This window comes from Sphingomonas sp. BT-65 (genome assembly GCF_026107375.2).
In the GTDB taxonomy this organism is placed as follows: domain Bacteria; phylum Pseudomonadota; class Alphaproteobacteria; order Sphingomonadales; family Sphingomonadaceae; genus Sphingomonas.
The window spans coordinates 2,591,661-2,609,240 of record NZ_JAPCIA010000001.1 but is presented as its reverse complement, the minus strand read 5'-3'; the positions used below and the strand labels follow the sequence as shown (position 1 = coordinate 2,609,240).

At 68.5% G+C, this 17,580-nt stretch carries 18 protein-coding genes and 1 tRNA gene; 13 read left to right on the top strand and 6 right to left on the bottom strand.

What is annotated here, in order from left to right:
* Positions 1-27 precede the first annotated feature (27 nt).
* Both OK349_RS12580 and OK349_RS12575 read right to left on the bottom strand, forming a co-directional pair.
* The gene (locus OK349_RS12580; protein ID WP_265118141.1) at positions 28-1,125 is read right to left on the bottom strand and encodes a phospholipase A; all 1,098 of its coding nucleotides are present in this window, start codon (positions 1,123-1,125) and stop codon (positions 28-30) included.
* Between the two features lie 74 nt (positions 1,126-1,199).
* Positions 1,200-1,289, bottom strand: a tRNA-Ser gene (locus OK349_RS12575).
* 177 nt (positions 1,290-1,466) lie between these two features.
* Between OK349_RS12575 and OK349_RS12570 the strand changes: the two genes are divergently transcribed.
* Both OK349_RS12570 and hisN read left to right on the top strand, forming a co-directional pair.
* Entirely contained in the window at positions 1,467-2,276 is an 810-nt protein-coding gene (locus OK349_RS12570) for an EipA family protein (RefSeq protein ID WP_265118140.1), read from the top strand.
* Between the two features lie 38 nt (positions 2,277-2,314).
* On the top strand, positions 2,315-3,097 hold the full coding sequence (gene hisN / locus OK349_RS12565; RefSeq protein WP_265118139.1) for a histidinol-phosphatase: 783 nt from the start codon (positions 2,315-2,317) through the stop codon (positions 3,095-3,097).
* A gap of 9 nt (positions 3,098-3,106) precedes the next feature.
* Here the strand turns inward: hisN and OK349_RS12560 are convergent, their stop codons facing one another.
* Both OK349_RS12560 and OK349_RS12555 read right to left on the bottom strand, forming a co-directional pair.
* Positions 3,107-3,541, bottom strand: coding sequence for a VOC family protein (locus OK349_RS12560; protein WP_265118138.1), 435 nt, complete (start codon positions 3,539-3,541; stop codon positions 3,107-3,109).
* Entirely contained in the window at positions 3,541-5,688 is a 2,148-nt protein-coding gene (locus tag OK349_RS12555; RefSeq protein WP_265118605.1) for an AsmA family protein, read from the bottom strand. The genes OK349_RS12560 and OK349_RS12555 overlap by 1 nt, the downstream gene beginning before the upstream one ends.
* 157 nt (positions 5,689-5,845) lie before the next feature.
* On the opposite strand from OK349_RS12555, the gene rpmI reads away from it, so the two are divergent.
* The 9 genes from rpmI to OK349_RS12510 all read left to right on the top strand — a co-directional run bounded on the left by rpmI (position 5,846) and on the right by OK349_RS12510 (position 13,455).
* Entirely contained in the window at positions 5,846-6,049 is a 204-nt protein-coding gene (gene rpmI, locus OK349_RS12550) for a 50S ribosomal protein L35 (RefSeq protein ID WP_265118137.1), read from the top strand.
* Positions 6,050-6,061: 12 nt separating this feature from the next.
* Positions 6,062-6,427, top strand: a complete 366-nt coding sequence (rplT, locus tag OK349_RS12545; RefSeq protein WP_265118136.1) for a 50S ribosomal protein L20 — start codon at positions 6,062-6,064, stop codon at positions 6,425-6,427.
* Positions 6,428-6,639: 212 nt separating this feature from the next.
* Positions 6,640-7,260: a LysE family translocator gene (locus OK349_RS12540; protein WP_265118135.1), complete on the top strand. Its 621-nt coding sequence runs from the start codon at positions 6,640-6,642 to the stop codon at positions 7,258-7,260.
* 59 nt (positions 7,261-7,319) lie between these two features.
* Positions 7,320-8,402 (top strand): phenylalanine--tRNA ligase subunit alpha, encoded by a 1,083-nt coding sequence (pheS, locus tag OK349_RS12535; RefSeq protein ID WP_265118134.1) that lies wholly within the window; start codon positions 7,320-7,322, stop codon positions 8,400-8,402.
* Entirely contained in the window at positions 8,399-10,810 is a 2,412-nt protein-coding gene (gene pheT / locus OK349_RS12530) for a phenylalanine--tRNA ligase subunit beta (RefSeq protein ID WP_265118133.1), read from the top strand. Before pheS ends, pheT begins: the two co-directional genes overlap by 4 nt.
* Before the next feature lies 1 nt (position 10,811).
* Complete coding sequence (locus tag OK349_RS12525) at positions 10,812-11,222, top strand: hypothetical protein (RefSeq protein ID WP_265118132.1); 411 nt, start codon at positions 10,812-10,814, stop codon at positions 11,220-11,222.
* Between the two features lie 9 nt (positions 11,223-11,231).
* Positions 11,232-11,981 carry an SDR family NAD(P)-dependent oxidoreductase gene (locus OK349_RS12520; protein ID WP_265118131.1) on the top strand — a complete coding sequence of 250 codons (750 nt, stop codon included), beginning with the start codon at positions 11,232-11,234 and terminating at the stop codon, positions 11,979-11,981.
* Complete coding sequence (locus OK349_RS12515; RefSeq protein ID WP_265118130.1) at positions 11,978-12,595, top strand: glutathione S-transferase family protein; 618 nt, start codon at positions 11,978-11,980, stop codon at positions 12,593-12,595. Before OK349_RS12520 ends, OK349_RS12515 begins: the two co-directional genes overlap by 4 nt.
* Positions 12,595-13,455: an aldose 1-epimerase family protein gene (locus OK349_RS12510; RefSeq protein WP_265118129.1), complete on the top strand. Its 861-nt coding sequence runs from the start codon at positions 12,595-12,597 to the stop codon at positions 13,453-13,455. The genes OK349_RS12515 and OK349_RS12510 overlap by 1 nt, the downstream gene beginning before the upstream one ends.
* Positions 13,456-13,491: 36 nt before the next feature.
* Here the strand turns inward: OK349_RS12510 and OK349_RS12505 are convergent, their stop codons facing one another.
* Positions 13,492-14,322: an alpha/beta fold hydrolase gene (locus tag OK349_RS12505; protein WP_265118128.1), complete on the bottom strand. Its 831-nt coding sequence runs from the start codon at positions 14,320-14,322 to the stop codon at positions 13,492-13,494.
* Positions 14,323-14,477: 155 nt separating this feature from the next.
* Between OK349_RS12505 and OK349_RS12500 the strand changes: the two genes are divergently transcribed.
* Together OK349_RS12500 and OK349_RS12495 are read left to right on the top strand one after the other, a co-directional pair.
* Positions 14,478-16,052 carry a peptide chain release factor 3 gene (locus tag OK349_RS12500; RefSeq protein ID WP_265118127.1) on the top strand — a complete coding sequence of 525 codons (1,575 nt, stop codon included), beginning with the start codon at positions 14,478-14,480 and terminating at the stop codon, positions 16,050-16,052.
* Positions 16,052-16,219 carry a hypothetical protein gene (locus OK349_RS12495; protein ID WP_265118126.1) on the top strand — a complete coding sequence of 56 codons (168 nt, stop codon included), beginning with the start codon at positions 16,052-16,054 and terminating at the stop codon, positions 16,217-16,219. The genes OK349_RS12500 and OK349_RS12495 overlap by 1 nt, the downstream gene beginning before the upstream one ends.
* Here OK349_RS12495 and OK349_RS12490 read toward each other — a convergent pair whose 3' ends face one another.
* On the bottom strand, positions 16,220-17,494 hold the full coding sequence (locus tag OK349_RS12490; protein WP_265118125.1) for a spinster family MFS transporter: 1,275 nt from the start codon (positions 17,492-17,494) through the stop codon (positions 16,220-16,222).
* Positions 17,495-17,580 lie beyond the last annotated feature (86 nt).

Genomic DNA, 17,580 nt, shown 5'->3' with positions numbered 1-17,580 from the left:
TGCGCCCCTGCAACCTTGCCGCCAAGCCTAGCGGGTAAGCGAAATGCCGAGCCGCGCATGGGTGTCGCGGCGGCGATAATCATCGAGCGCCTCGCCGTGGCCGGTGAAGCCTTGCCCGAACAGATAGATGCCGAACCCGCCGCCGAGATCGGCGAGCGGATAGGAAGCAAACAATTCGGCCGCGCCACGCCCGCTGTCGGGATTGCCGCGCACGTTGAGGCTGAGCTTCACGCTGTCGGGCTTGACCAGCGTGAAACCGAGCGAGGCGTTGCCCCAATAGCGGTCGAGATCGGGCGCGACGCCCTGCTTGCCGACATAGACCCAGGCCTGCGGCGTCACCTCGGCGCGCCAGCCGTCGCCGAGGTCGAACGCCTTGGTGAAGCGCGCGAAGATGCGGTTGGAATCGATCGTCGTCCCCGTCCCCTCGCCGTTCGAATCGTGCCGCCAGCCGAGGCCGAACGCCGCGCTCTCGTCGACCGCCTTCTCGTAGAAGACCTCGGGCGAATAGGTGGTGTGTTCGAACGGACCCGAGGGCAGGTCGAGCCGCCAGAACATCGTCTGGGTATAGGCGAACTTGAAGCCGCTGAGCGCGCTGTCGTCGCGGAACGGCTGGAAGGCGAAGCTGAATTGGATCTTCGCGCCCGAGTCGCCCGGACCGAATACACCATAGACCGGCTCGTGCGATGCGAAGCGGGTGAGGAAGCCCGAGGAGGTGCCGGCCGAACGGCGCACCTCGGTCTCGCCGTCGGGATCGGCGGCCGCGGCGGTACGGACATCGGCCGGATAGGCGCGGCCCACCCCCGGCGGGAGCTCGCCCGCGATTGGCGGTGCCGGGCGCGCGGCATAGGCGACGGGCACGTAGCGCGCCTTGACGAAGCCGCCGGGCTGGATCGTCGCGGCGGGCGCGGGCAGGCGCTCGAGCGTCATCCGCGTGCCGTCGGCCGCGGTCACCTCGATCTGGCGCGGCCCCTCGGCGGGAACGGGGACGGCACCCTCGTTGAGCAGGATCACCTCGACCCCACGCAGCGCCTCGCGCTCCGAAGCGGGCTGGGTCGGCACGGCGCGGACCTGCGCGATGGCGGGAACGGCAAAAGCGACGAGCGGGAAGAAAAGCAGCGAACGCATCAGCGCCGGAGATGCCAGCAAGCGATGACGATTGCGAGTCGCTTGGGCCTGCATCGAGCAGCGGGCCGGGCCGGTGGCGGAGACGGAGGGATTCGAACCCTCGGTACGGTTCCCCGTACGACGCTTTAGCAAAGCGTTGGTTTCAGCCACTCACCCACGTCTCCGGTCCAGCGGCGGAGCGCGGGCTATAGCGAGCCGCGTGCGGGCGATCAATGGGGCGTTCGGCGGCATTTCGCCGCGCAGGCGACTCGGGTGGACGCAAAATCGACTCGGGTCATCGCCCGTTCATTGCCGCCGTCGCACGTGGCGACCTAATGGCAGGCTGGCGGGAGGGTTTACCAATGCGGCGCGTACTGATCGGACTCATGATGGCACTGACGGCGCCGATGGCGGCGGCCCCGGCGCTGGCGCAGAGCATCCGCACCGTCGATCCTAACAGCGCGATCGACGCCGACCTCAACCAGCCGCAGACCACGACCCCGCCCGCGCAGGACCCGATTCCCGCGGACGAAGCGCCGCCCCCCGCCGACGAGACGGTCGATCCGGGCGCCGAATACACCCCGCCCGCCGACTCCACGACCGGCGAAACCGCCCCGGTCACCGCCGCCCCCGCTGGCACGGCCACGCCGGTGGCCGCCGCCAACGGCCTCGCCAAGCCCGACGCGCCCACGACCTTCGACCGGGTGCGCCTCGTCGCCGCGGCCGAGGGCGTGTTCGGCAAGGGCGCGAGCGGCCTCGCCGCGCTGATCGAGGACATCCTCAAGGAACAGGGCGAGCCCAATGCCTATATCGCCGGCAGCGAAGGCTCGGGCGCGATCGTGGTCGGGCTGCGCTACGGCTCGGGCCAGATGGTCCATGCGGTCGAGGGCGAGCGCAAGGTGTTCTGGACCGGGCCGTCGGTCGGCTTCGACATCGGCGGCGACGCCAACAAGGTGTTCGTGCTGGTCTATAACCTCTACGACAGCCAGGAGCTCTACAAGCGCTTCCCGGCGGGCGAGGGCCGGCTCTATTTCGTCGGCGGCTTCTCGGCGAGCTATCTGCGCCGCGGCGACGTGGTACTGATCCCGGTCCGCCTCGGCGTCGGCTGGCGCGCGGGCGCCAATGTCGGCTATATGAAGTTCAGCGAGAAGAGCCGCTGGTTCCCCTTCTGAGCTTGGCAGGGGCCAGGCGCGGCGGCTAGGGCCGCACCATGCCAGTCTCCCAAGCCGATATCGATCTCGCAGAGCGCCTCGCCGATGCCGCGGGCGCCGCGATCCGCCCCTATTTCCGCACCGAGCATGGCCTGGAGGCCAAGGACGACGCCTCGCCGGTGACGCTCGCCGACAAGGAGGCCGAGGCGGCGATGCGGCGGCTGATCATCGCCGAACGCCCAATGGACGGCATCGTCGGCGAGGAAGAAGAGGAGCGTCAGGGCACCAGCGGCCGGACCTGGGTGCTCGACCCGATCGACGGCACGCGCAGCTTCATCGTCGGCCGCCCGATCTTCGGCACGCTGATCGCCTTGCTCGAGGATGGCTGGCCAGTGCTCGGCATCATCGACCAGCCGGTCATCGGCGAGCGCTGGCTCGGCGTCACCGGGCGCGAGACGCTGTTCAACGGCAAGCCTGCCATCGCGCGCACCTGCCGCGAGCTGTCGAAGGCGCTGCTCGCCACCACCTCCCCCGCCCTGTTCAGCGATGACCAGCTCCACGCCTTCGAGCATGTCGACGCCGCGGTGATGAGCACCGTGCTCGGCGGCGACTGCTATAATTACGGCCTCGTCGCCTCGGGCCATCTCGACCTGGTGATCGAGGCGGGGCTCAAGCTCCACGACTTCGCCGCGCTGGTGCCGGTGGTCGAGGGCGCGGGCGGGCGGATGTGCGACTGGCAGGGCGATCCGCTCCATGCGGGAAGCAACGGCGAGGTGATCGCCGCGGGCGACCCGGCGCGGATCGAGGAGATCATCGAGGCGCTCGCCTGCCGCGGGCATTGAGCGCCCGGTTCAGTCCTCCGCCTCGTCGTCGGGCAGCGCCGCCGGGTTCCACACCACTTCCCAGACATGGCCGTCGGGATCGCGGAAATAGCCGGCATGGCCGCCATAGAAGGTGTCCGCCGGTTCCTTGACGATCTCGGCGCCTGCGCGACGCGCCTGCTCGATCACCTCGGCCACTTCCTCCCGGCTCGACACATTATGGCCGAGCGTGAAGGCGGTCGGGCTCGCGGGCGTCTTGGCGAGCCCGGTATCATGGACGATGTCGTCCTGCGCCCAGATCGCGAGCCGCACGCCCCCGGTGAGCTGGAAGAAGGCGACCGCGCCATGCTCGAACTCGCGGCCGACGATGCCTTCGCTAGGCAGCCCCAGGCCGTCACGGTAGAAGGCCAGCGACCGTTCGAGATCGGCGACGCCGAGCGTCAGGACGGAAAGGCGTGGCCGCATCAGAAAATCCCCAGAAACTTCTTGCGCTGTTCGCGGCGCTCGCCCTTCGAGCGGCTGCCGTCTTCGGATTTGGCGGTGGTGCCCTTGCCGACATCGTCGCGCGGGCGCCCCTTGGTGTCGCGTTGCGCCCGCGCGGTAGCGCCCGCAAGGACCGGTCCGCAATCGGCCGACTTGGCGTCGCCGACATCGACGAAAGCGAGGAGCGAGGCGATCGGCGTCGCGACCACGCCGAGTCCGAGCCCGGCGCCGGCGCGGCCGAGCAGCTCGGGGCTGATCACGTCGATGCTCGGCCGCGCGAACGAGCCGCCGATGCCGACCGGCGACTGGCCGGCGAACAGGCTGAACTTCTTCGAATCGGCGCGGAAGGCGAGGTCGAGCGATTCGTTGCGGAAGCTGAAGCCGCCGCGCCCGAGCATCACATTCTTCTGCGTGTCGATCAGGATCGGGTCGGCCGCGGCGATCCCGTTCCGCACCGAGAAGGCGATCAGCCCGCAGTTGATCTGCACCGGCTCCTTGAGGCGCCCCTCGAACATCTTCTGGACGAACGTGCCGATGTCGAGCTCGGAGAGCTGGATGTTGCGCGTCCAGAAGCTCCCGCGCGGCAGGACCACCGCGATCCGGCCGTTGGACGCGGCGAGCGACTTGCGCACGCTGTCCCCGGTGCCGGTCATTTTCACGCGCGCGCTGAGCGTGCCGGTGGTACCCGATTCCTCGACCCCCAGCCCCCTGAGCAGCACCCCCATCGGCGTCGGCGAGAGGCGGATGTCGTAATCGGTGAACACCGCCGGGTTGCGCGCATTGATCGTGATGTCCGAACTCACCGTGCCGCGCGCCATCGCGAAGTTGAACGGCGAGAGCTTGAGCAACCGGTCGTCGAGGCTGAGCCCGAGCGTGACGTCGCTGAGCGGCAGCTGTTCGGCGCGCACCCGCGCAACCTTCCAGCTCACCCGCGCGTCGAAATTGCGCAGCGCCTCGACACGCAGCGGCGCGTCGGGAAGGATGCGGGTGGTGCCGCCGACCCGTTCGGTGACGTTGCCGCTCACCGACTCGCTCGGGCTGTAACCGATGAACGGCCCGGCATCGACGATGTCGAGCGAGCGCGTGGTCAGGTCGGCGTCGAGGAACAATCGCGGCTCGCCGATGCGCACCGTCATCCGCCCGGCCAGGTCGCTGTCGCCGAATCGCCCGCGCAGCCCGGTGAAGCGCCATTCCGCGCCCTGCTTGGTCAGCGCCGAGCGCAGCCGGTAGCTGCGCGTGTCGGGCACCGCGATGCCGAACACCGCGAACGCGTCGGCAAGATTGGCGCCGCGCACATCGGCATGCAGGTCCGCGCCCTCGATCTCGGTCGCGCCGGGCAGCGTGCCGGTGATGTCGGCGCGGGTACGCACCGCGTTGATGCGCAGCGCGAGCTGGTTGTGCCCACCCGCCACCGTCGCGTTGGGCGAGAGCAGCGCGCCCCACAAGGTGAACGGCGTGCCCCGCGCGGTGCCGTCGCCGCGGAAGTGGATCGAGTTGGCGAGGCGATCGTCGCGCGCCTCGACCGTGTCGACCGCGATGTTCGCGGCGAGCCGCAGGCGCGGGTCGCGATAGCGGATGCGCGTCCCCGCCACCACCGCGCGGCGGATCAGCGGCAGGTCGAGCGGCTCGCCCTTCTCCTCGCTGAAGGTCCAGCTGTTGCGCCGCCCGGCCTCGTCCCAGCGCAGGTCGACCGTCCCGCCCTGCAGGTCGAGGATGTTGATCCGCCGCTCGCCCCAGATGAACGAGAAGGTCGCGACATTGGCCTCGATCCGCTTCGCCGCGAAGAAGTCACCCCCGCCTGCCCAGGCCGGGTTCGAGACGGTCAGCCCTTCGGAGACATATTTCACGTTGATCGGGTTGAAATAGAACTGGAAGTCGCCCGCGACCCTGACCGTGCGGCCGGTCTGGCTGCTGGCGATCCGCTCGAACGTGCCCTTGAGGAAGCGGCCCTTGGTGACGTAGAGGATCGCCCAGGCGAGGAACAGCGCGAGCAGGATCCCGCCGACCACCCGCAGCGCGATGACGAGCGGCCGCGGCCAGCGGCGCTTTTCCTCTGCTGGCGGCGCGGTCTCCGGTGGATCGGCTGGCGCCGCATCCGCCGCGACGATCGGGGAATCCCGGTCGGCCATGTTGCTGAAAAGACTCGTAACCACCGGAGGGTTCCCTGTGGTTGCAAAGCGCGACCTTTCCCGCTACAGGCCCGCCTTTCCGCGATTCAGGGAACTGCCCGGCTAACTAGGGCTGCCGGGGCCGTTCAAGATCGTCGCGCGTAAAATGGAGACGAAAATGCCCAAGATGAAGACCAAGAGCGGTGTGAAGAAGCGCTTCAAATTCACCGCGACCGGCCTGGTGAAGCACGGCGTCGCCGGCAAGCGCCACCGGCTGAGCAGCCACAACGCGAAATATATTCGCACCAACCGCGGCACGTCGGTCCTGTCCGACTCCGATGCCGGCCACGTGCGCCTGTGGGCGCCGTACGGCCTGAAGTAAGGAGACCAGGACATGGCACGAGTGAAGCGTGGTACGACCACCAAGGCGAAGCATAAGCGGATTCTGGATCAGGCGAAGGGCTATTATGGTCGTCGCAAGAACACCATCCGCATCGCGCGCCAGGCCGTCGAGAAGGCCGGCCAGTACGCCTATCGCGACCGCAAGGTGAAGAAGCGCAGCTTCCGCGCCCTCTGGATCCAGCGCATCAACGCCGGCGTCCGCGCGGAAGGCCTCAGCTATTCGCAATTCATGCACGGCCTGAAGCTCGCGGGCATCGAACTGGACCGCAAGGTCCTGGCCGACATCGCGATGCATGAGGGCGAGGCGTTTACCGCCATCATCGCGCAGGCGAAGGCGGCGCTGCCCCAGGCCGCCTGAGGCCGCTGCACGCGATCGAACAAATGGGGCGCCGGTGGAGACACCGGCGCCCTTTTTGGTTTCGCACTGCCCGCCCCTCTCGTCATCCCGGACTTGTTCCGGGATCCACCGGTCGGCAGGCTATGCGCAAGAGGCTCCAACGTGGCGCGCGCGGCACGGTGGACCCCGGCACGAGGCCGGGGTGACGGATGTGGTTTCTGAAGGGAATGTCAATGACGCTCCAGACCTGGTGGCTCTATGTCACCGCCGTGTTCCTGATCGCCGCGACGCCGGGGCCGAACATGCTGCACGTCATGACCCAGAGCATCCATCATGGCGTGCGCCGCTCGGCCGCGTCGATGGCGGGGCTGATGACCGCCGTCCTCGCCTGCCTGTTCGCCTCCGCCGCGGGCCTCGGCGCGCTGCTCAAGGCATCGCCGATGCTGTTCGACCTGCTGCGCTATGCCGGCGTCGCCTATCTCGTCTGGCTCGGCATCAAGGCGTGGCGCGCGCCGGTCGGCGGCGATGCAAATGCCGAGAAGCCAGCCCCGCCCTCGCTGCGGGCGATGTACGCGACCGGGCTCGGTACCGGCTTCTCCAACCCCAAGCTAATCGTCTTCGCCGCGGCGCTGTTCCCGCAGTTCCTCGACACGGCCAAGCCCTTCGCGCCGCAGCTCGCGATCCTGGTGGCGAGCTTCATCGTGATCGAGGTCTTCTGGTACACCGTCTATGCGTTCGGCGGCCGTTCGCTCGCCGCCTGGCTCGCGCGCCCCAACCGCCAGCGCCTGTTCAACCGCGTCACGGGCGGAATCTTCGTCGCCTTCGGTGCGGCGCTGTTCGGAAGCCGCGTCTAAGCCTTGACCTTCGCGCCCGACTGCGGTTCGGGCCACAGCGACCAACGAACGGATATTCGATGACCACCGATCTCGACCAACTCCAGGCCGATCTGCTCGCCTCCGTCGATGCCGCGGCGGGCATCGATGCGCTCGACGCGGTGCGCGTGCACGCGCTTGGCAAGCAGGGCGCCGTCACCGGGCTGCTCAAGACGCTGGGCGCGATGAGCCCCGAGGAGCGTCAGGAAACCGGCCCGCGCATCCATGCGCTGCGCGAGGCGGTGACCGAGGCGATCGCCGCGCGCAAGACCGCGCTGGAGGGTGCGGCGCTGGAGGCCAAGCTCGCCGCCGAGACGCTCGACATGACGCTGCCGGTCGACGGCGTCCCAACGGGCAGCGTCCACCCGGTCAGCCAGGTGATGGACGAACTCGCCGAGATCTTCGCCGATCTCGGCTTCGCGGTCGCCACCGGGCCCGAGATCGAGGACGACTGGCACAATTTCAGCGCGCTCAACATCCCCGAGACGCATCCCGCGCGGGCGATGCACGACACTTTCTACCTCGCCGGCGAGCACGCCACGCCGATGGTATTGCGCACCCACACCTCGCCGGTGCAGATCCGCGCGATGAAGGCCGCCGGGGGCCAGCAGCCGGTGCGCATCATTGCCCCCGGCCGCACCTACCGCTCGGACAGCGACGCCACCCATACCCCGATGTTCCATCAGGTCGAGGGGCTGGTGATCGACAAGGGCATCACGCTCGGCCACCTCAAATGGACGCTGGAGACCTTCCTCAAGGCGTTCTTCGAGCGCGACGACATCGTGCTGCGGCTCCGGCCCAGCTACTTCCCCTTCACCGAGCCTTCGGCGGAGGTCGATGTCGGCTTCTCGATCGTCAACGGCAAGCGCGTGATCGGCGGCTCGGAAGGCTGGATGGAGGTGCTCGGCAGCGGCATGGTCCACCGCAAGGTGATCGCGGCCGGCGGCTATGACCCCGACCAGTGGCAGGGCTTCGCCTTCGGCTGCGGGATCGATCGCCTCGCGATGCTCAAATACGGGATGGACGATCTGCGCGCCTTCTTCGACGGCGACCTGCGCTGGCTCCGCCACTACGGCTTCTCGGCGCTCGACGTACCCACGCTGAGCGGAGGAGTGGGCGCATGAAGTTCACCCTCTCCTGGCTCAAGCAGCATCTCGACACCGACGCGACGCTCGACCAGATCGACGAAGCGCTGACCCGCATCGGCCTCGAGGTCGAGGGCATCGAGAACCCCGGCGAGAAGCTCGCGGCGTTCTGCGTCGCGCGCGTCCTCACCGCCGAGCGTCATCCGCAGGCCGACAAGCTTCAGGTGCTGACCGTCGACACCGGCGACGGCGTGCCGCTTCAGGTCGTGTGCGGCGCCCCCAACGCCCGCGCCGGGCTGGTCGGCGTGCTCGGGCTTCCCGGCGCGGTGGTCCCCGCCAACGGCATGGTGCTCAAGGTCGCCGCGGTGCGCGGCGTCGAATCGAACGGCATGATGTGCTCCACGCGCGAGCTTGAGCTTGGCGACGATCATGAGGGCATCATCGAACTTCCCGAAGACGCGCCCATCGGCACCAGATTCCCCGACTATGCGGGCCTCAACGATCCGGTGTTCGACGTGTCGATCACCCCCAACCGCCAGGACTGCATGGGCGTGCGCGGCATCGCGCGCGACCTCGCGGCGGCGGGGCTCGGCACGCTCAAGCCCCTCGCGGTCGAACCAGTGGCGGGCCATGGCCCCGGCCCCGACGTCCGCACCGACGACCCCGAGGGCTGCCCTGCCTTCTATGGCCAGTCGGTGAGCGGCGTGACCAATGGCGAATCGCCCGAATGGATGCGCAAGCGCCTCGCCGCGATCGGCCAGAAGCCGATCAGCGCGCTGGTCGACATCACCAACTATGTCAGCGTCGATCTCGGCCGCCCGCTGCATGTCTATGATCGCGCCAAGCTGACCGGCGCGCTCGTGGCGCGCAAGGCCAGGGACGGCGAGCAGGTGCTGGCGCTCAACGGCAAGACCTACACGCTCGATACGACGATGACCGTGATCGCCGACGACGTCGCGGTCCACGACATCGGCGGCATCATGGGCGGCGAGGAATCGGGCTGTTCCGAGAGCACCACCGACGTGCTGATCGAATGCGCCTATTTCGATCCCGAGCATATCGCGCGCACCGGCCAGAAGCTGATGCTGACCTCGGACGCGCGCTCGCGCTTCGAGCGCGGAGTCGATCCCGAATTCCTCGACGACGGCCTCGCCATCGCGACGCGGCTGGTGGTCGAGCTGTGCGGCGGCACCGCCAGCGGCGTGACCCGCGCGGGCACGCCGCCACGCGTCGGGCTGACGCTCGGCTATGATCCCGCGCTGGCCGAGACGCTCGGCGGGCTCGCGATCCCCGCCGGCCGCCAGCAGCAGATCCTCGAATCGCTCGGCTTCACCGTCGAGCCGCTCGACGCGAATGGCGATCCGGTCGGGATCGACGCGGGCTACGACGCCTTCCGCGTCACCGCGCCGAGCTGGCGCCGCGACATCGACGGCCCGGCCGATCTGGTCGAGGAAGTGATCCGCATCGAGGGGATCGACAAGGTGCCCTCGACCCCGCTGCCGTGCGAGGCGGGCGTCGCCAAGCCCACCGCGACCGCCGAACAGAAGCTCGAGCGCCGCATGCGCCGCACCGCGGCGGCGCGCGGGCTCAACGAAGCGGTGACGTGGAGCTTCATCGCCGAGCAGGAAGCCGCGCCCTTTGGCGGCGGCGCCTGGACGCTCGCCAATCCGATCAGCGAGGATCTGAAGGTCATGCGCCCCTCGCTGCTGCCCGGGCTGCTGATGGCCGCGGGCCGCAATGCGAAGCGCGGCGCGACGAGCGTGCGCCTGTTCGAGATCGGCCGTCGCTATCTCGCCGACAGCGAGAAGCTCACCCTAACCGCGGTCCTGGCGGGCGACGCCACGCCGCGCGGCTGGATGAATGGCAGGGCGCAGCCCTTCACCGCCTATGCCGCCAAGGCCGAGGCGCTGGCGCTGCTCGAAGCCGCGGGTGCGCCCGTGGCGAATCTCCAGGTGATGGGGGAGGCCGGCGAGGCCTGGCATCCCGGCCAGTCGGCGACGTTGCGGCTCGGACCCAAGACCGTGCTCGCCGCCTTCGGCATGCTGCACCCGGCGCTCTTGAAGCAGTTCGACCTCGACGGCCCGGTCGCGGCGGTCGAGATCTTCCTCGACGCGATTCCCGCCAAGCGCGCGACTGGCTTCATGCGCGCCGCCTACACCCCGCCCGCGCTGCAGACGGTGACCCGCGACTTCGCCTTCATCGTTCCCGCCGAGCTTGCCGCGGGCGACCTCGTGCGCGCGGTCAAGGGCGCCGACAAGGCGGCGATCACCGATGCGCGATTGTTCGACCTGTTCACCGGCGCGGGCGTCGAGGAGGGCCGCAAGAGCCTCGCGATCGAGGTGACGCTGCAGCCTGGCGAGAAGAGCTTCACCGATGCCGAGATCAAGGCGGTGGCCGACAAGGTCGTCGCCGCGGCGGGCAAGCTGGGCGCGGTGCTGAGGGGTTGAGATGATCGGACGGTTCTTCAAAAGCCTGATCAAGCCGCGCGAAGAGCCGGACGATACGTCGTTCATCTATGTCCTGCTGCCCGTGCCGCTCGAGCCCGAGGAGCGTGAGACGCGGTTCGGCGATCCGATCGATGCGGAGCTGCAACTGACGGCGCTCGGCTATGTCAGCGGTGGCGGACAGCTCATGAGCGCGCCCGACGAGAATGGCGACCGCACCGTCGAATATTGCGGCATCGATGTCGATACCATCGATATCGATGCCGCGCGCGAGCTGCTGAGGTTTCACTTGCCCGTGCTGGGGTGTCCGGCCGGCACCGAGATCCAGTATGACCAGGGCGAGCTTGATCTGATGGACCGGTATGACGGCGATCAGTGGGTTCTCGCCCTGCCCCGCCCCCGATTCGACGCATAAGGAACTGGCATGAAGACCGCCCTCATCACCGGCGCAACCTCCGGCTTCGGCGCCGCCGCCGCGCGCGCGTTCACGGCCGCCGGCTGGCGGGTGATCGGCACGGGACGGCGTGCCGACCGGCTGGAGGCGCTCAAGGCCGAGCTCGGCGACGACATGTTCCACCCGGCGGTTTTCGACATCCGCGACGAGGCCGCCCGCAACGCCGCCCTCGATACCCTGCCCGAGGCCTTCCGCGGCATCGACCTGCTGGTCAACAACGCCGGCCTCGCGCGCGGCACCGAGAAGGCGCAGGACGCCTCGCTCGACAATTGGCGGGTGATGATCGACACCAACGTCACCGCCCTGGTCGCGATCACCCACAAGCTGCTGCCGCTGCTGATCGAGCGCCGCGGCGCGATCATCAACCTGTCCTCGATCGCGGCGACCTATCCCTATCTCGGCGCCAACGTCTATGGCGGGACCAAGGCGTTCGTGCACCAGTTCAGCCTGTCGCTGCGCTCCGACCTCGCCGGCACCGGGGTGCGCGTCACCTCGATCGAGCCGGGCATGGCCGAAACCGAATTCACCCTGGTGCGCACCGGCAGCCAGGAAGCGTCGGACAAGCTCTATGGCGGCGCCGGCCCGATGACCGCGGACGACATCGCCGCGATGATCCTCTGGGTGGCGCAACTCCCGCCGCACCTTAACATCAACGTGATGGAAATGATGCCGGTCAACCAGTCGTTCGCCGGTTTCGCGGTACATCGGGACGCGCAATGATCCTCTACGGCCACCCATTTTCGTCTTACTGCCAGAAGGCGCTGATCGCGTTCTATGAGACCGCGACCGCATTCGAGTTCCGCGTCGTCGGGCCCGACCCGGCGGTGAACGCCGAGTTCGAGGCGCTGTGGCCGCTCAAGCGCTTCCCGGTGCTGGTCGACGACGAATGGACGCTGCCCGAGGCGAGCATCATCGTCGAGCATATCGCGCCGCATTTCGTCGCCGGCGGGATGGAAGCGCGGCTGCTCGACCGCGTCTTCGACAATTATGTGATGACGCCGTTGCAGAAGATCGTCGGCGATGCGCTCCGCCCCGACGGCGCCCGGGACCCGCATGGCGTCGCCGAGGCACGCGCGACGCTCGACAAGGCCTATGCCTGGCTCGACGCGCACATGGCGGGCCGGCAATGGGCCGCGGGGGACTTCGGCCTCGCCGACTGCGCCGCGGGGCCGTCGCTCTTCTATGCCGACTGGGCGCACCCGATCCCCGACGCCTGCGCCGCGCTCCGCGCCTATCGCGGGCGCCTCGTCGATCGCCCGAGCTTCGCGCGGGCGATCGACGAGGCGCGCGAGTTCCGCCGCTATTTCCCGCTCGGCGCGCCCGATCGCGACTGATGCTCGAGATCGCCAACGGCATTCTGACGGCGCGGATCAACCCGCTGGGTGCCGAGCTGTCGAGCTTGACCGATGCCGATGGCCGCGAGCTGATGACCGATGCCGATCCGGCCTATTGGACCGGCCGCGCCCCACTGCTGTTCCCGATCGTCGGCGCACTCAATGGCGGCGTCTATCGGCTCGACGGCCGCGAATATGCCCTGCCCCAGCACGGTTTCGCCCGCCGGAGTCCCTTTACGCTGACCGACCGCGCGGCGGATCGCGCCGTCTTCCGGCTCGAGGATGATGCAGAAACCCGCCGCGTCTACCCCTTCGCCTTCGCGCTCGACGCCGCGTTCACCCTCGACGGCGCGACGCTGACCATGGAAGTGACCATCGCCAATCGCGATTCGCGCGACATGCCCGCGAGCTTCGGCTTCCACCCCGCTTTCGCCTGGCCGCTGCCCGATGGCGGCGCGAAGGAGGATCACCGCATCATCTTCGCGCAGGACGAGCCCGCCAGCCTCAACCGGATCGAGGGCGGGCTGATCGGGGCAGCGAATCGCGACACGCCGGTCGAGGGTGACACGCTGTGGCTGCGCGACGATCTGTTCGGCCAGGACGCGCTAGTGTGGCAAGCGCCGCAAAGCCGGGCGCTGCGCTATGGCGGGAAGACCGGACCGCAGCTCGACATCGCCTTCCCCGAGATGCCGACGCTGGCGATCTGGACCAAGCCGGGCGCGCGCTTCGTCTGCGTCGAGCCCTGGCAGGGCCATGCCGACCCCGTGGGATACGCTAGCGAGATATGGGACAAGCCCGGCATGGTCCGATTGCGGCCGGGCGAGCACCGCAGCTTCGCAATGACGGTGACGCTGGCCTGAAGACGCGGCGAGCCGTCGGGCCCGCCGCGTTGCCGTTCAGCTCGCGATGAAGGCGAGCAGGTCGGGGTTCACCACCTCAGGATGCGTCGCGCACATGCCGTGGGGCAGGCCGTCATAGGTCTTGAGCGTGCCGTTCTTGAGCAGCGCGGCCGATTTCGGCGCCGAGTCATGATAGGGCACGATCTGGTCGTCGGTGCCGTGCATCACCAGCACCGGGACCTCGATCGCCTTCAGATCCTCGGTGAAGTCGGTCTCGCTGAACGCCTTGATGCAGTCGTAATGCGCCTTGGCGCCGCCCATCATGCCCTGGCGCCACCAATTGTCGATCAGCCCCTGGCTGACCTTCGCGCCCTCGCGGTTGAAGCCGTAGAAAGGCCCCGTCGGCAGATCGATGTAGAATTGCGCGCGATTGGCGAGGAGCGCCTCGCGCAAGCCGTCGAACACCTCGATCGGCAGGCCCTCGGGATTGCTGTCCTTCTTGACCATCACCGGCGGCACCGCGCCGATCAGCACCGCCTTGGCGACGCGGCCCGGCTCGGCACGCGCGACGTAATGCGCCACCTCGCCGCCGCCGGTCGAATGGCCGACATGGATCGCGCCCTTGAGGTCGAGTGCTTTCACCAAAGCCGCGACGTCGGCGGCATAGGTATCCATCTCGTTCCCCTCCCAGGTCTGCGAGGAGCGGCCGTGCCCGCGCCGGTCGTGCGCGATCACGCGATAGCCCTTGTGCAGGAAGAACAGCATCTGGTTGTCCCAGTCGTCCGCGGAGAGCGGCCAGCCGTGATGGAAGACGATCGGCGTCGCGCCCTTGGGGCCCCAGTCCTTGTAGAAGATCTCGGTGCCGTCGCTGGTGGTGATGGTGCTCATGCGCTCGCATCCTTGATTTGGACCGCCTCGCGGGAAGCGCGGCGTGCGCAAAAGATGACACCGCTCGCCGAGTCGAAAAAGTGCAACGTTCGAAAGCGATCGTTTCTAAAATCGAAAGTCTCGCATCGGGGCGCACTTGCCGCTAGAGGGCCGCGATGCCCGAGAACCCGATTCCTGGTCGCCGCACCTTCGCGATCATCTCCCACCCTGACGCCGGCAAGACCACGCTGACCGAGAAGCTGCTGCTGTTCGGCGGCGCGATCCATCTGGCGGGCGAGGTCAAGGCGCGCGGGCAGGCGCGGCGCGCGCGATCGGACTGGATGAAGATCGAGCAGCAGCGCGGCATCTCGGTCACCAGCTCGGTGATGACATTCGAGCGGGACGGAATCACCTTCAACCTGCTCGACACGCCGGGCCACGAGGATTTCAGCGAGGACACCTACCGCACGCTGACCGCGGTCGATTCCGCGGTGATGGTGATCGACGTCGCCAAGGGTATCGAGAGCCAGACGCGCAAGCTGTTCGAGGTGTGCCGGCTGCGCAACGTGCCGATCATCACCTTCGTCAACAAGGTCGACCGCGAAGGCCGCGAGGTGTTTGAGACGCTCGACGAGATCGCCGAGCTGCTCCAGCTCGACGTCGCGCCGATGACCTGGCCGGTCGGCATGGGCGGCACGTTCGAGGGGGTGTACGACCTCGTCGCCAACCGCCTGCTGCTGCCCGAAGGCGACAGCCGCGAGTTCCAGGGCAAGGTGGTGCAGACCAGCGGCCTCGACGATCCGCAGCTCGATGCGATCCTCGGCGAGCAGAATCTCGCCAAGCTGCGCGAGGATGCCGAGCTGGCGCTGGCGGGCTATGCATCGTTCGACGGCGAGGCCTATCGCAACGGCGACCTCACCCCGGTCTATTTCGGCTCGGCGCTCAAGGAGTTCGGGGTCGATTCGCTGATCGACGCGATTGCGCGCCACGCGCCGCCCCCGCACGCCTTGCCCGCCGAGCCCGCGCCGGTCTCGCCGGACAATAGCGAGGTCACCGGCTTCGTGTTCAAGGTCCAGGCCAACATGGACCCCAACCACCGCGACCGCATTGCGTTCATGCGGCTGGTCTCGGGTACCTTCAAGCGCGGCATGAAGCTGACCCCGACCGGCCATGGCAAGCCGATCGCGATCCATTCGCCGATCATGTTCTTCGCACAGCAGCGCGAACTGGCCGACGAGGCCTTCCCCGGCGACATCATCGGCATCCCCAATCACGGCACGCTGCGCGTCGGCGACACGCTGAGCGAAAAGGCGGACATCCGCTTCACCGGCCTGCCCAACTTCGCGCCCGAGATCCTGCGCCGCGTCCAGCTCAAGGACCCGACCAAGACCAAGCAGCTGCGCAAGGCGCTCGACGACCTCTCCGAGGAGGGGGTGATCCAGGTCTTCTATCCCGAGATCGGCTCCAACTGGATCATCGGCGTGGTGGGGCAGCTCCAGCTCGACGTGCTGCTCAGCCGCCTCGACGCCGAGTACAAGGTTGGCGCGATGCTCGAGCCCGCACCGTTCGACACCGCGCGCTGGATCGGCGGCGACGCGGGCGACGTGAAGGAATTCATGGACTTGAACCGCACCGCCATGGCCAAGGACCGCGACGGCAACCCGGTGTTCCTCGCCAAGTCCGCCTGGGAAGTCGGCTATGTCGCCGACCGCTATTCGCGGGTGAAGTTCATGGCGACGCGCGAGCGCTGATGCAGACGCGGCCCGGCATCTGCGCGCGCAAGCGGCGGTTCCGGACCGAACAGGAAGCGATGCAGGTGGCGCGCGACGCGCAGGTCACCCTGCGCGTCTATCGCTGCGCGCTATGCCGCGACTATCACCTCACCAGCCGGACCAAGGGCATGCGGCGGCCGGGCTGATCAGGCCGCGTCCTCGACCCAGCCGCGGCGCAGCGGCTTGACCGCGGACAGCATCAGCACCGCGGCGAGCGCGTAGAAGGCGAGGCACGCCACCGCCGCATAGCGCAGCGATTCGATGCCGTGGCTCGACTTGAGCGCATCTGACAGCGCACCCATCAGCAGCGGCCCGATGCCGAGGCCGATCAGATTGTTGATCAGCAGAAAGCTCGCCGACGCGGTCGCGCGCATCTCGCGCGGGACGAGGTGCTGCACCGCGGTCGTCACCGGACCCAGCCACAGGATGTTGAGCGCGTTGGGGATCAGCAGCAGCGCCCAGGCGAGCATCGGCGAGCTGCTGAGGAAACCGAACGCGAAGGTCGGGACGGTGATCGCCCAGGCGATCGCCGGCAGCCTGGCGTACCAGCCGCGATCGCTGCGTCCCAGCCGGTCGGCGAACCAGCCCCCGGCGAACACCCCGGCGACGCCGCCGATGAGCAGGACCGAGCCCATGAATTGCCCGGTGGTGATCAGGCCGAAGCCGAAGCTGCGCATCAGGATCGACGGCGTCCACAGCGCGAGGCCGTAGCCGCACAGCGAGCTGAAGGACGCAGCGAACGCCATCAGCCAGAAGGCGGGCTTCTTCGCGAGGATGGGGAAGACCCGTGCCACCGGCGTCGCTTGCGCTGCGGCAGCCGGGCGCGGCAGGTCGCGCACCAGATATTTGAAGATCGGCGCAAGCACGATCCCGGCGATCCCCATCACGATGAACGCGGTGCGCCAATCGACCAGCGCGGCGATATAGGCGCCGAGCAGCGTGCCGCCGGCCAGCCCCACCGGGATGCCGAGCGAGTAGACGGCCAGCGCCCGCGCGCGCTTCTCGGGCGGGAAATAATCGGCGATCAGCGCATAGGATGGCGCGACGCCGCCCGCCTCGCCGACGCCGACGCCGAGCCGGTAGAGGAACAGCTGCCAATAGCCCGTCGCCGTTCCGCACAGCGCGGTGAACGCACTCCACACCGCCAGGCTGCCGGCGATCACCGCGCTGCGGCTGGTGCGGTCGGCGAGATAGGCGAGCGGGACGCCGAGCACCGAATAGAGCAGTGCGAAGGCGAGGCCGCCGATCGCGCCGAACTCGGCGTCGGTCAGGCCGAGGTCCGCCTTGATCGGGACGGCGAGGATGCCGAGGATCTGCCGGTCGAGGAAATTGAACGTATAGACCAGCAGCAGCATTGCGAGCACGAGGCCGCGATAGCCGGGTGTCGCATGGCCTGCCTGTGGCGCTCCGCTCTGTGCCATCCGTCCCTCCCCTTCGAAAAATATATTGGCCGGACGCCCGCTGCGAGCGTCCGGCCAGATCAGTCTGCCAAACTCAAGACTGCAAA

What these genes read in the sequence shown, in the direction of transcription:
- rpmI (WP_265118137.1), top strand. Translation starts at nt 5,846, where the DNA reads ATGCCCAAGATGAAGACCAAGAGCGGTGTGAAGAAGCGCTTCAAATTC.
- OK349_RS12560 (WP_265118138.1), bottom strand. Translation starts at nt 3,541, where the DNA reads ATGCGGCCACGCCTTTCCGTCCTGACGCTCGGCGTCGCCGATCTCGAA.
- OK349_RS12520 (WP_265118131.1), top strand. Translation starts at nt 11,232, where the DNA reads ATGAAGACCGCCCTCATCACCGGCGCAACCTCCGGCTTCGGCGCCGCC.
- pheS (WP_265118134.1), top strand. Translation starts at nt 7,320, where the DNA reads ATGACCACCGATCTCGACCAACTCCAGGCCGATCTGCTCGCCTCCGTC.
- OK349_RS12500 (WP_265118127.1), top strand. Translation starts at nt 14,478, where the DNA reads ATGCCCGAGAACCCGATTCCTGGTCGCCGCACCTTCGCGATCATCTCC.
- OK349_RS12525 (WP_265118132.1), top strand. Translation starts at nt 10,812, where the DNA reads ATGATCGGACGGTTCTTCAAAAGCCTGATCAAGCCGCGCGAAGAGCCG.
- OK349_RS12580 (WP_265118141.1), bottom strand. Translation starts at nt 1,125, where the DNA reads ATGCGTTCGCTGCTTTTCTTCCCGCTCGTCGCTTTTGCCGTTCCCGCC.
- hisN (WP_265118139.1), top strand. Translation starts at nt 2,315, where the DNA reads ATGCCAGTCTCCCAAGCCGATATCGATCTCGCAGAGCGCCTCGCCGAT.
- pheT (WP_265118133.1), top strand. Translation starts at nt 8,399, where the DNA reads ATGAAGTTCACCCTCTCCTGGCTCAAGCAGCATCTCGACACCGACGCG.
- OK349_RS12555 (WP_265118605.1), bottom strand. Translation starts at nt 5,688, where the DNA reads ATGGCCGACCGGGATTCCCCGATCGTCGCGGCGGATGCGGCGCCAGCC.
- OK349_RS12505 (WP_265118128.1), bottom strand. Translation starts at nt 14,322, where the DNA reads ATGAGCACCATCACCACCAGCGACGGCACCGAGATCTTCTACAAGGAC.
- OK349_RS12490 (WP_265118125.1), bottom strand. Translation starts at nt 17,494, where the DNA reads ATGGCACAGAGCGGAGCGCCACAGGCAGGCCATGCGACACCCGGCTAT.
- OK349_RS12515 (WP_265118130.1), top strand. Translation starts at nt 11,978, where the DNA reads ATGATCCTCTACGGCCACCCATTTTCGTCTTACTGCCAGAAGGCGCTG.
- OK349_RS12495 (WP_265118126.1), top strand. Translation starts at nt 16,052, where the DNA reads ATGCAGACGCGGCCCGGCATCTGCGCGCGCAAGCGGCGGTTCCGGACC.
- OK349_RS12540 (WP_265118135.1), top strand. Translation starts at nt 6,640, where the DNA reads ATGACGCTCCAGACCTGGTGGCTCTATGTCACCGCCGTGTTCCTGATC.
- OK349_RS12510 (WP_265118129.1), top strand. Translation starts at nt 12,595, where the DNA reads ATGCTCGAGATCGCCAACGGCATTCTGACGGCGCGGATCAACCCGCTG.
- OK349_RS12570 (WP_265118140.1), top strand. Translation starts at nt 1,467, where the DNA reads ATGCGGCGCGTACTGATCGGACTCATGATGGCACTGACGGCGCCGATG.
- rplT (WP_265118136.1), top strand. Translation starts at nt 6,062, where the DNA reads ATGGCACGAGTGAAGCGTGGTACGACCACCAAGGCGAAGCATAAGCGG.